This is a genomic window from Bradyrhizobium sp. 142 (assembly GCF_023074015.1).
In the GTDB taxonomy this organism is placed as follows: domain Bacteria; phylum Pseudomonadota; class Alphaproteobacteria; order Rhizobiales; family Xanthobacteraceae; genus Bradyrhizobium.
Map to the genome: position 1 here is coordinate 58,276 of NZ_JADPKQ010000110.1, position 12,298 is coordinate 70,573.

Sequence of the window (12,298 nt, forward strand, 5' to 3'; positions counted from 1 at the left end):
GCAACATGGCAAATAGCGGCGAGGACGGCACAAAGAAGGCCGGAAAGATCAAGAGCCCACCGAAGGCTGGTGCGGAGAAGCGCGCAACTAGGGGCGCGGGGCCGGCGCGCTCATCCCTCTTCGTCGGCTCGACGGAGAAAGCGTTTCAAGTCTTGCACGTCTTCGACGGTCCGCGGCGCTATTTGACACTTGCCGACATCGCGCGCGCCGCCAATCTCGATCGCAGTGCCACCCAGCGCCTAGTCTACACGCTCGAAACGCTCGGCTATCTCAGGCGCATCGAGGATACACGCAATTACGGCCTGACCTCCAAGGTACTTCAGTTCTCGCACAGCTATCTCAAGGCCAACGATCTCATCGACAAGGCCTCGCCCTATCTGCTCGACATCAGCCGCTCCCTCGGCGAGACGACCAATCTGCATGAGCTCGACGGCCACGAGGTCGTCTTCGTCGCGCGGTTCCCGGGCCGACATCTCATCAACATCGATTTCGTGATTGGTAGCCGGCTGCCGGCCTATTTTACGTCTTCAGGTACGTCTATCCTGTCGGCAATGCCGGAACAGGACCGCCTGGATCTTCTCAAGCGAACCCCGCTCGAGCCGCTCACGCCGTTCACGACGACAGATCCGGACAAGCTTCTGGAGCGCGTTCGCCTCGCCGCCACGCGTGGCTATGCGGTCGTCGTGAACGAAAGCGTGATGGGCGATATTTCTGTGTCCGCGCCGATCATCGACGAGCACGGACGACCTGTCGCGGCGGTCAACATCTCGGTGCCTACGACGCGCTGGACGAAGGAGCGTGCCGAGGCCGAGCTCGTGCAGCATGTCCACGTCGCCGCGACATCGATCTCGAAATCAAAAATCAACCGCTACGCCGCCTGATGCAGAAGCTGCTCAACGCCGATGACTATCGCGGTCGTGCGCGCAAAATCTTGCCGCGTGGCCTGTTCGAATACATCGATCGCGGCACGGAAGACGAGACGGCGCTTAGGCGCCTGCGCGCTTCGCTCGATGGCATCACGTTGATGCCCTCGGTGCTGACTGGCCACGACAAGCGATCACTCGAAACAACCCTGCTGGGACAGCGCCTCGGGGCGCCCCTGGTCGTGGCACCGACGGCCTTGGCCGGTCTCGTCGCGCATGATGGCGAAACGAAGCTTGCGCGTGCGGCCTCGTGCGTCGGAATTCCAGTGTGCATCTCGACGCAGTCGGTGACGACCGTCGACGCCATCCGGCGCGGTGCGCCGGATGCCATGCTCTGGTTTCAGCTCTATGTCTGGCGTGATCGTGTCCTGACCGCGCGACTTCTGGAGCGCGCCCGCGCCAGCGGCTGCGAAACTCTGATCGTCACCGTCGATACACCCGTGGCGCCGAATCGGGAATACAACAGCCGCAACGGCTTCGGCATTCCTTTTGTGCCGACGTTGCGGAGCCTGATGGACGTCGCGCTGCATCCGCGCTGGCTTGCGGGCGTGCTCATGCGCTATCTCGCGAGCGAGGGCATGCCGACCTACGGCCACTATCCGGATGAATTCCGCACGACGATCGCCCGGACGAGCATCGCAGACGCCGTCCGGCTGGAGCATCGCCTGAACTGGGACGATATGCGCTGGTTGCGCGATATCTGGGCCGGGAAGCTTATCATTAAGGGGATCCTGGCTCCGATGGATGCCGAAATCGCAACCGAGATCGGCGCCGATGCAATCGTGGTCTCTGCCCACGGCGGACGGAATCTCGACTGCCTGCCAGCCCCGGCAGAGTGCGTTCCGATGATTGTTGACGCGGTAAAGGGACGCCTCACGATTCTGGCCGACAGCGGGGTGAGGCGCGGCACGGACGCCTTGAAATACCTTGCCTTGGGCGCTGACGCCGTTCTTCTCGGTCGCTTGCCGCTTTGGGGTCTTGCCGCGGGGGGAGAAGTGGGCGCGGAAGCCGTCCTGCGCATGATCCTCAGGGAAATGGACACCGCTATGGCTTTCCTAGGAACGGACACTATCTCCGGCTTGCGGACCTGTTCGCTCTAGTCTAGTGCGCGGCGGTTGGAGCGGATAGCAGCCGAGCGAATAGCCGGTGATGTTGGGGTAGTCGAGGCGCAGGCCATCGGCGAGAATAGCCTTTCGCGCCAGAGCGTCGACGAGGTTGGCTCCAGGGTTGATTGCCTCGAATTGCCGGTCCTGCTATCGACTAGACTAGTACCCGGTATCCAAGATGAGTGAGTCAACAACGATGCGAAATCCCGAATCGTTAGAGTCGGTTAGCATGACGCGGTCCTCCTCACGAACTCTCGATTCCGAGTACTAGCTGCCGGGCGAGATGCGGCGCGGGTCGATTTCTCCGATCACGGCTGAGCGCATCAGGCGGGAGCTGGACAGCCAGCAGTGCATCAATGCGTGCCTGAACCTCGGGCAGGGACCGAATCTCTCCGGCATCAAATCGCCGGCAAAACACTGACATCACGGGCGAGTTCACGCATCGGACCAGCCTGTGGAGTCAACTGATGGAGAGTTGCGCCTCAATGCGGCTGTGCTAGTACGCCCACTCTCGAATCGAGGAGAAAAAAGTGGCGAAGAAGGCAAAGAAGACGGCTACGAAGAGGAAACCTGTGCGTCGCGAATACACAAAGGCTGACGTGAAGGAGCTGCGTGCTCATTCGAAAGCGAAGACTCCGGTTGCAAAAATTGCGAAGCTCACAAAGCGCTCCGAAGGCTCACTCCGCCAAAAGGCGCTCAAGCTTGGAATCGGGCTCGGTCACCAGCGCTAGAAGGCGGCATCATGACGCTCTTCGATGGAGTGTTCTCGACCAAAACGTTGTTGCAAATCATCTGCGTTCTGCGGCTGTTGTCGCAACGAAGTTGTTGAGCGCTCATTATGACTTCTGCTGGGCAGCCGCAGTTGACTATGAAGAACACCTTGGCAGGCTGAGCAGAAAAGAAGGACCCCTAGTGGCGAGCTATCGCGCGGCATTCAAGGGTACGAAGTAATGGCGCCTTCAGAAGGCGCAGGGCGAAAGAGAGCGGTCAAAAATCTAGCGCGGGCGATTTACCGATGTTCTTGACCTTCGCGGGGCGAACCGTGAGACTTGGGCTGCGACGTCTGCTTCAAGGTTGAAGGTTTTAGTTGCTCAGCTCGGGCTATCTTGACCACGTGGCCGGCTAGAACAGACGTCGATTTGGAAGGTCAGCCCGGGATGGGGAATGCGGGCCTAAAGCGCATAGCCACCATCCACCATAAGGCTTTGGCCTGTTATGTAGGCGGCAGCGTCGGACACCAGGAAATCGACAGCGTTTGCGATGTCGTCAGCGCGTCCGAGTCTACGAAGCGCCAGGACCTGCTCTGTTGCCTTAAGGAAAGCCTCGTCGAAGTCACCGGTCGCGAGCAATTGTTGGTACATTCCATCAGTGATAACGCCGACACCGACCAGGTTGGCCCTGACGCCATATCGACCTTCTTCCGCGGCTATCGCCCGCACGATTGCTTCGATTGCTGCCTTCGGCGCAAAAGACATGACGTCCTTCGGCATCGTGCGGCGAATGGCTGGCGTACCAAGGGCAACCATCACCCCCTTGGCGCGCCGTAGCTCCGGTATCAGCGTATGCAGGAAATTGTAAGCGCCAAAAACATCCGTCGAGACCGTCTTCTCGAACAGTTCAGGCTCCAGTCTGCTTACATGACGCATATTGATATAGGGGCCCGCGGCGTAGATGGCGGTGTGCACATTTCCGAATTCCTTAGCTGCAATCTTCACTGCTTCAGCGACTGAGGCCGCGTCCCGCAGATCGATCCGAAGCGCGAGGGAACGTCGGCCGAGTGCCTGCAATTCCTTGGCGGTTGTCTCCGCACTGTCTCTATTGCAGTTGTACGTTAGGACGATATTTGAGCCGCTCAGAGCGAGACGCTTGCATATTGCGCGACCAATGCCGCCCGATCCTCCGGCGACGATGGCCGTTCCAGTTTCATAACGAAGCGCCTTTTGTTCGGTCATGATTTTCCGCTCTGATCTTGAAGCCTATTTGAGCACGACAGCCAAAGAGAACAGGGCTAATTGTGCTTTTCGTCGCACCATTTGAACAGCCGAGAAGGGCGCCCCGGCCAAGCTGAGGCGGTTGACGAACCGAACGATCCTATAATTCGTAACCTCCGATCCAGTACTCTCGTTTTCGAGAGGATCGGACGGTGTCAATTCCCGATGGGCCCCAGCATGCCCATCTGCGCGGCAAGTGCCACGGCTTGCGTGCGGGTGGATGCGCCAAGCTTCTTGGCCACGTTGTCCAGGTGAAACCGCACAGTGGTCGCGGATACGCCCGTGAGGTTTGCAACCTCGCGCTCTCGATAGCCCTGCGCCGTAAGACGCAAGCATTCCCATTCACGCGGCGTCAACCGGGCCAATTCGGATTCTGTCGTGCCGCGCCGGCCGAACCGCCGCAGGAAGACGTCCATGAAGAAATGCCCAATGGCGACGAGTTCCGGGGACGTTTTGTCGAGCAAATGCGCGGCGCGTCGTTCAAAATTTCCCGCCCATGTCACCATCGCGACTTGCCCCTTTGGCAGATGGATCGGTACTGTGATCAGGTCCGTGATGCCCATGCCCAGTACTATTGTAGCCGCGCGTCGCTGTTCGGGCGAGATCGAGGACGTCCGGTCTGCCGCCATTAGATCGGTCGCAAATGGCAAGTGCTCAAACCGGCAGCGGATATAAAAGGGCATCTTCAGGGTGGCGTGTTCGTCCCACCAGATGCGCATAATGTCGTCAGGCCATCCTTGGCGCCGGTGAAACGCGTCCATTTCGGCATCGAAATACGGACGCGACAGATCGGGCGCCCACGCAGTCTTGCTCGCACCCAGGACTAGTCCAGCCTTGACCAATTCGTCTGTCGCTTCCTCAAACGTCTGGGAACGCCTGAGTCGATCCAGGCATTCGCGCAGCTCTTGAACGTCTGCAGTTTCCATCCCGAGCTTTTCCACCCCTACGGCTTTCGAGAGGGTATTTCACCCGTTACCTGGGCTAAGGCTAGCACAGTTCCGCGCGGACTCGACAGCGCGCGGTCGGAGGACCAGGAATGGACGAGCCCGGACTAGCGGCGCTCCTACAGCAATTTGCGAGCCAGCCGCGAGCCGAGAGCACGCCGCTTGCCAAGCAGCGCACGCGGCTTGAGAAGTTTGCCGAGCTATTTCCTAGTGGCACTGCAACACCGATCGATCAGGTAGAGCTGGGTGGCGTGTCTGCCGAACGTACGCGCGTCGGTGACGGGCCGGTTGTACTTTACTTGCACGGCGGTGGTTATGCCGTTGGCTCGCCTCGATCGCACAGGCATCTGACTGAGCGTCTCGCCCTGGACATCAGAGGAACCGTGTTCAGCCTTCAGTATCGGCTTGCACCAGAGGCTCCCTATCCTGCGGCCCTCGACGACGCGACCGCGGCGTATAAGGCTCTGCTGAGCCGGTATGGCCAGATAGCTGCCGTCGCGGGTGACTCTGCCGGAGGTGGCCTTTCGTTTGCCCTACTGATGGTGCTGCGCGATTGCGGGCTGCCATCGCCGCAATGCGTCGTGGGGCTGAGCCCTTGGGTCAATCTGAAGTCCACTTCCGTGACGTTCCAGACCCTGGCTGCTCGGGATCTGTTGGTGTCGAGCGCGACGGCCGACTTCTTCGCTGATCTCTATGCTGGAACAACGCGGCAAGACTTCCCGCTCGTCTCTCCCTTGCAGGGCAACGTCGCTGGCCTGCCACCGACACACATTCAGGCAGGCCAGAATGAAGTCTTTCTAGGTGACATCTGTGCGTTTGCACAGAAGCTCGCGGCAGCAGGCGTTCCACTCGAACTGCAGGTCTGGGAGGGCATGTTTCACGTTTGGCAGCTGTACTGGCCCAAGCTGAAAGCGGGACGTGACGCGCTCCACAGCGCTGCATCGTTCATCGCACGTCATGCGACGCTTGGCGACAGGAACTAGCTCTCAACAACGTCAATGGAAGGTGGAAGCCTTGTTCAAAAAGCATCTAATGGCGGTATTGCTGAGTGTGATCACTACTGTGGCTGGGCCCGCGCGAGCAGGCGTCTACGATGAGGGCGCGACGGATACATTGATCAAGATTGGAAATGTAACGGCGGCATCCGGTCCAGTTGCGATCTACCTACCCTACAAAGAGGCCCTTAGCCGCTGCTTCGACAAGATCAATGCGGACGGTGGAGTTAACGGCCGCAAGATCGAGTTCATCTCCTATGATGACGCCTACAATCCGGCAAAGACGGTGGAGCAAACACGCAAGCTGGTCGAGTCGGACGGCGTGCTCTTTCTTGTCGGTGGAGTCGGGACTCCCACCAGCCTTGCGACGGCTCCATACCTCGCGCGGAAGAAGATCCCGCATCTCTTCGTTGCCTCGTCTGCAAGCAAGATTTCGGACGCTGCACAATTTCCCTTGATGATGGGATGGCAGCCCACGGCTGCCCAGGAGGGCGCGATCTTCGGCCGTTACATGGTCGAGAAGCTTGGCAGCAGCAAGATCGGCATCCTGTTTCAGAACGATGACTTTGGTCGCGATTTCCTGGCGGGCCTGAAAGAGGGGTTAGGATCCGGAAACCAGGACAAGCTGGTCAGCGCGCAGCCATACGAGGCAACCCAGCCGACGGTTACATCGGAAATCATACAGCTCAAGGCTTCGGGGGCCGACGCCGTCTATTTGGCTGCCACCGGGAAATTTGTTGCCCAGGCAATCACGGCGATGCGTGGAATCAATTGGGGCCCCGCGACCTTTGTACCGTATCTGGCCAATTCCCCTGCCATCGTGCTGAAGGCCGCTGAAATCACCGGCGACGAGAAGCTCTTTTCCTCGAGCTTTCTAATCGACGTTGCCGATCTGGCAGAGACCAGCATGCCCGACGTCAAAGAGTGGCTCACATGGATAAGCACGTACTATCCGAAAGGCAACAAGACGGAGCCACTCAATGCCTGGGGCTGGTCGGTCTGTCAGACGGTTGTGCACGTCCTTAAGCAGGCCGGCGATACTCTCACTCGCGACAACATCATGGCCGTAGCCAATTCGATGCATGACTACCGCCCGCCACTGGTTTCGCACGGTATCAGTTTATCGTCGAGCCCCACTCAACACCGGCTTGTGAAATGTCTGCAAATCCAACGCTTACGCTCACAGCGCTGGTCGCCTGAAGGCGACATCATTTGTGCCAACGATTAGTCGAGCGCCTTGCAATGACCCGCTAAAATCGAGGACCGGATATCGCCATCATGGAAAGCAACAGGCATCTAAGGATTGCGGTGATCGGAGCCGGCGCGTCGGGAATCGCCGCCGCGATCCGCTTGCGGGAGATTGGGACCGACCACGTCGTTGTATTCGAGAAAGCGGCCGAGGTCGGTGGCACGTGGCGCGATAATAACTATCCGGGATTGACCTGTGACGTACCATCACATCTGTACCGCTACTCCTTCGCGCCAAATCCAGACTGGAGTCACAAATACGCTCCGGGATCAGAGATCCAGGCCTATGTGAGCGGGATTGCCGATCGGTTCGGCGTACGTTCGTTGATCAGGTTCAACCACGAAATGACCGAAGCAAGTTGGACCGGTTCGGGCTGGCGCCTTCAAACTAACCAAGGTGATCAAGGCGAGTTTGACGCGGTGATCTCGGCAGTCGGCGTGCTGCATCATCCGTCCTACCCGCGGATCGCCAGATTGGCGGATTTCGAAGGTGTGTCCTTTCACTCCGCGCGCTGGGATCACAGTGTGGCTCTCGAAGGAAAGCGAGTCGGCATCATTGGGACGGGTTCGACCGCTGTGCAAATACTGCCGGCAATTGTGGATGGGGTTGCAAAGGTCTCGCTGTTTCAGCGGACCGCGCAGTGGATCTTCCCCGAAATAAACTCGCCGACGTCGGAAGAGCGCAAGCAGGCGTTTCGAACCGATCCCTCGTTGATGGCCCAGGAATATTTGAGGCTGGCCAAGCTGTTCAACGGCGCTTTCTGCGCCGCGCTGGCCGGAGAAAACCCTGAAGTCTATGAGGAGATGCGCCTGGCCTGCCTCAACAATCTGAACACTGTCGCCGCTCCCGACTTGCGGTCGCGGCTCACGCCGAACTATCGGGTCGGCTGCAAGCGCCTCATCGTGTCCGGCCTATTCTATCCAGCCATTCAGCGGCCAAATGCGGAACTCGTCGACGATCCTATCCTGCACGCCGAACCGCGCGGCCTCGTCAGCCAGGGCGGACGCCTGCATGAGCTAGACGTCTTGGTGCTCGCGACCGGGTTCGAAACGCACCGTCCGTTCGGGCGCGCGATCGTGCGAGGCGCCGGCGGACATACACTTGAGGAAGCCTGGGCCGACGGAAACATCACCTATCGCGCAGTCACGACGCCCGGCTTCCCGAACTGGTTCATGATTGGCGGCCCATACAGCCCGATTGGAAATTTCTCCTTCCTCATGACCGCAGAGCGACAGATCAGTTACGTGCTGCAGCTCGTCGAGCTGCTGAGCTCACAGGCGCGGGCTGTTGCACCGCGCCGCGATGCCACGCTGGCCTACTTCAACGCGCTGAAGGAGCGCGCCAAAACCTCAATTTGGGCGTCCGGATGCCGAAGCTGGTACATCGATGCGCATGGCAACATCGCATCCTATCCCTGGGGTTACGACGTCTTCGAGCGCGACATGAGCAAGCCAGTGCTTTCTGACTATGAGGTCGCTTGATGTGTCAGCTGAGCTGTGCGGCAAAGGCCACGCCATGGCGCGGAAGATAGGTCCAACGAAGTTACGGGAAGTCCCGGAGAGAAGCGCAAGGAGCACGCAATGAAGCTTATCAGCACTGTCGGCCTTTGCCTGTGTCTGGCGTTGGGGCAGGCCCAAGCCGAGAAGTTATATGATCCCGGCGCAAGCGATTCTGAAATCAGGCTAGGCCAGAATGCTGCCTTCAGCGGACCCGCTTCCAGCTACTCCATTACGCAACGCGTCCAGGCATCGTTTGTGAAGGCCGTCAACGACAACGGCGGCATCAATGGCCGTAAGGTTGTGCTTTTGCAGCGTGACGAGGGCTACAGCCCCCCGAAAACGGTCGAGGTCATCAGGCAGCTGGTCGAGGACGACCAGGTTCTGGCGATCGTCAACTCGTTCGGTACCCCGACCAGCGCGGCAATGCAGATGTATCTCAACCTGCGCAAGGTGCCGCAGCTGCTCGTCCACAGCGGCGCGTCGCGTTGGAACAATCCGAAGGACTTTCCTTGGACGACTCCGTTCAGCCCGTTCTATTCGACAGAAGGAGAAAGCTTCGCGCGATATCTGCTAAAGGAGAGGCCCGATGCCAAAATCGGGGTCATCTATCAAGCAGACGACATCGGCAAGGACTTTCTGAAAGGCCTGCACCATGGCCTGGGAGCGAAATCGTCAACAAGCATCTTGAAAGAGGTGAGCTATCAGGTGACCGACCCCACCGTCGACTCGCAACTGGTCGACCTCAAGGCGAGCGGCGCTGATGTGGTTTTTCTGGCTGCTCAGAACAAGTTCGCCGCCCAGGCGATCCGCAAGATTCATGAAATAGGCTGGAAACCGCTGATCTTCGTGACGTCGCTCGCAAATTCAATCAGCGGTGTGCTTGTCCCAGCGGGGATCGAGGCGTCGACCGGTGTCATCACAACATCGGTCTACAAGGTGCCGGGAGATCCGGGATTTGCCAACGATGAGGGCATGAAGCGCTATCTGACCTTCATGAAGGAAAATTTCCCAGCAACGAATCCGGACGATATTTCGGCTGCGAGTGGCTACACGGCGGTCGAGATCGCCATGGAGATTTTGCGCCGCTGCGGCGACAATCTCACCAGGGAAAACCTGCTGAAACAGGCGACCAATCTGCGCGGACTGAAGGCGTCCATGCTGCTCCCCGGCATCACTATTCAGACTGCGCCCGATGACTAGACCGCGATCAAGTCGATGCGTTTTGCGCGTTTCGACGGCAAGACATGGATACTGTCTGGCGATTCTTCGGAAGAGCCGCCGGCCGGGAGCAGATAGGAGATGTTGGCTGCGGGAGGGCGCGAAGCTCGCGCCCCCCGCAGCTGATCACTCGAAGGGTTTCAGTTAACGCTTCGGGTGTACCCCCGCCACTTTTCCTGGCGCAAAGCGGCCTTCATGATCTTGCCGGCCCCGGACACCGGCAGCGGCTCCGTCCTGATCTCGACGGAGCGAGGGCATTTGTAGCCGGCAATCAGCTTGCGGCAGTGCATGATGATCATCTCATCATCCAGAGCCCATCCGTCCTTCGGTACGACCAGGGCGTGAACGGCTTCGCCCCACTGGGCATCGGGAACGGCGATCACAGCGCACTCCCTGACGCCGTCATGCTGAAAGATCGCGTTCTCGACCTCACCGGAGTATACATTCTCTCCACCAGTGACGATCATATCCTTGAGGCGATCGACGATGTAGATGAATCCATCGTCATCCATCCGGGCGGCGTCGCCGGTATGCAACCATCCATCGCGCAGAATGCGCGAGGTTTCCTCTGGCTTTCGCCAATATCCGAGCATCATTCCGCCGCCTCGAATGACAATTTCTCCGACTGTGCCGCGCTGTACCTCTCGCGCGTCGTCATCGACGATCTGGATCTCGACCCCAGGGGCAGCTCGTCCGGCCGACTTCCGCTTTTCGGCGAGGGGTCCATCAAGCGCGTGATATTTCCACGGCAGTACGGTCGCAAGCGAGGCATTCTCCGTCATCCCGTAACCCTGATTGAAGCGCCACCCGGGAAGGGCGTGTATCAATCTGACCAGCAGGGCGTCCGGAATTGGAGACGCGCCGTACTGGCAATCTGTCAAGCTACTCAGATCGTACGAACCAAAGGAAGGGTGATTCAGCATCATGTTGAGCATGGTCGGCACGAGCAAGCATGAGACGATCTTGTGGTCAGCAATCGCCCTCATTGCAATTTCGGGATCGAACCGCGGAAGCGTCACATGGGTGCCTCCGGCCATCGTCAGCGCAATCATTGGCGAAGTCCCCGCAAGATGAAACAGTCCGGCCGAGTGGAGATAACGGACGTCCTCCCCGAAATAGAACGACGACATCCAGACCAGTGATTGATAGATGATGTTGGCGTGGGAGAGCATGACGCCCTTTGGAAACCCAGTGGTGCCACCCGTATAAAAGATGCCCACCAGGTCGCGGTCCTGGCCGGCCATATCTTGAAGTGGGTCATCATTTGCCAATTCTTCAAAATGCACCATTCCGTCGGGAGCCAACCCGTCGTCGAGATAGATCAGCTTAAGCAGTTGGCAAGCTCGTGCCAGTTGGTCAGCCATCGACGCGAATTCGCTGTCGACCAGCAGAACGGTAGGCTCGGAGTCTTTCAAAACATAGACGTTCTCTGCAAATGCCCACCGGGTGTTGAGTGGGACCACAACTGCTCCTGCCCATGCAACGCAATAAATAGCTTCAATGTACCGATCGCTATTGAAAGCGAGAATTGCGACACGATCTCCCTGCCTGACGCCAGCACGGCGCAGTCCCGCTGCGGCGCCTGCTACCCGCCGTCCGATCTCGCGCCACGTTCGCGATCTGCCGGCATGTATTGTGCCGATGTGACACCCGCGTTGTTGAATCGCGGAGCTCAGAGCTTGCGTCAGCTTCATGCGTGTCCTCCTTCGTTCCGCGGATATTTCCGTCGGCGCTGGCTCCCACAGGCGACAGCCAGTATAACTACATGGCACAGAAGGACGCGAAATGGACCTTGCTCAGCCCTCTCGAAAACGAGGGGCGCCGGTCGATCCTGCCGACAATCATCGATTGGCAGTTGTCCGCGCGCAGCGGGCCCGGCTGATTGGTCAGCTTTGGGTTGCGAGGCGATTTGCGATCATCGTCGCTCTTGGCGCGCGGCACGCCCTAAAAGATAGATTGGGTTTCAGGGTGGTCATCCTGGACGCGACAGGCCGCGAATGCCCAAGTGATGAAGGCGGTGAAATCGCCATCGATACGGAAAAGTCGCCTCTGCACTGGTTCGAACGATATTATAGCGAGTCCGAGGGCGCTTCGGTTCGTTATCGGTTTGGACGCCGCTACTATCTCACGGGCGATCTCGGCCGAATGGATACAGAGGGCAACGTCTACTATCTCGGAACGAAGGTGGATGCGATCAGCAGTAGCGACTATCTGATCGTGCCAAGCCAGATCGAGGCTGCCCTCATTTCACATCCCGCTGTGGCCGAGGCGGCGATCGTCGGAAAACCGGACCGATTGCGAGGCGAGGTCATCAAGGCATTCTTGTCCTGAAGTCGGGTCTGAAATCGTCGCCCGCTGTTGCCGAAGAAATTG

At 59.0% G+C, this 12,298-nt stretch carries 11 protein-coding genes; 8 read left to right on the top strand and 3 right to left on the bottom strand.

Annotated features, from left to right (window positions below; translation table 11 throughout):
- Positions 1–5 precede the first annotated feature (5 nt).
- The 3 genes from IVA82_RS11025 (at position 6) to IVA82_RS11035 (ending at position 2,760) form a co-directional block, all read left to right on the top strand.
- Positions 6–881 (top strand): IclR family transcriptional regulator, encoded by an 876-nt coding sequence (locus IVA82_RS11025; RefSeq protein ID WP_247391356.1) that lies wholly within the window; start codon positions 6–8, stop codon positions 879–881.
- Entirely contained in the window at positions 881–2,023 is a 1,143-nt protein-coding gene (locus tag IVA82_RS11030; RefSeq protein ID WP_247391358.1) for an alpha-hydroxy acid oxidase, read from the top strand. Before IVA82_RS11025 ends, IVA82_RS11030 begins: the two co-directional genes overlap by 1 nt.
- A 536-nt stretch (positions 2,024–2,559) precedes the next feature.
- Positions 2,560–2,760: a hypothetical protein gene (locus IVA82_RS11035; protein WP_247391360.1), complete on the top strand. Its 201-nt coding sequence runs from the start codon at positions 2,560–2,562 to the stop codon at positions 2,758–2,760.
- Positions 2,761–3,201: 441 nt separating this feature from the next.
- Here the strand turns inward: IVA82_RS11035 and IVA82_RS11040 are convergent, their stop codons facing one another.
- Positions 3,202–3,981, bottom strand: a complete 780-nt coding sequence (locus IVA82_RS11040) for an SDR family oxidoreductase (RefSeq protein WP_247391362.1) — start codon at positions 3,979–3,981, stop codon at positions 3,202–3,204.
- 194 nt (positions 3,982–4,175) lie between these two features.
- A complete protein-coding gene (locus IVA82_RS11045; RefSeq protein WP_247391364.1) occupies positions 4,176–4,946 on the bottom strand; it encodes a LuxR C-terminal-related transcriptional regulator in 771 nt (256 codons plus the stop codon).
- A 110-nt stretch (positions 4,947–5,056) separates the two neighbouring features.
- Between IVA82_RS11045 and IVA82_RS11050 the strand changes: the two genes are divergently transcribed.
- The 4 genes from IVA82_RS11050 to IVA82_RS11065 all read left to right on the top strand — a co-directional run bounded on the left by IVA82_RS11050 (position 5,057) and on the right by IVA82_RS11065 (position 9,907).
- Positions 5,057–5,947 (top strand): alpha/beta hydrolase, encoded by an 891-nt coding sequence (locus IVA82_RS11050; protein WP_247391366.1) that lies wholly within the window; start codon positions 5,057–5,059, stop codon positions 5,945–5,947.
- Between the two features lie 31 nt (positions 5,948–5,978).
- Positions 5,979–7,187: an ABC transporter substrate-binding protein gene (locus IVA82_RS11055; protein ID WP_247391368.1), complete on the top strand. Its 1,209-nt coding sequence runs from the start codon at positions 5,979–5,981 to the stop codon at positions 7,185–7,187.
- A gap of 50 nt (positions 7,188–7,237) precedes the next feature.
- On the top strand, positions 7,238–8,689 hold the full coding sequence (locus tag IVA82_RS11060) for an NAD(P)/FAD-dependent oxidoreductase (RefSeq protein WP_247391369.1): 1,452 nt from the start codon (positions 7,238–7,240) through the stop codon (positions 8,687–8,689).
- 99 nt (positions 8,690–8,788) lie between these two features.
- Positions 8,789–9,907 carry an ABC transporter substrate-binding protein gene (locus IVA82_RS11065; protein ID WP_247391371.1) on the top strand — a complete coding sequence of 373 codons (1,119 nt, stop codon included), beginning with the start codon at positions 8,789–8,791 and terminating at the stop codon, positions 9,905–9,907.
- A 158-nt stretch (positions 9,908–10,065) separates the two neighbouring features.
- On the opposite strand, the gene IVA82_RS11070 is transcribed toward IVA82_RS11065, so the two are convergent.
- The gene (locus tag IVA82_RS11070) at positions 10,066–11,619 is read right to left on the bottom strand and encodes a long-chain-fatty-acid--CoA ligase (protein ID WP_247391373.1); all 1,554 of its coding nucleotides are present in this window, start codon (positions 11,617–11,619) and stop codon (positions 10,066–10,068) included.
- A 91-nt stretch (positions 11,620–11,710) separates the two neighbouring features.
- On the opposite strand from IVA82_RS11070, the gene IVA82_RS11075 reads away from it, so the two are divergent.
- Positions 11,711–12,256, top strand: coding sequence for an AMP-binding protein (locus tag IVA82_RS11075; RefSeq protein WP_247391375.1), 546 nt, complete (start codon positions 11,711–11,713; stop codon positions 12,254–12,256).
- Positions 12,257–12,298: the final 42 nt, after the last annotated feature.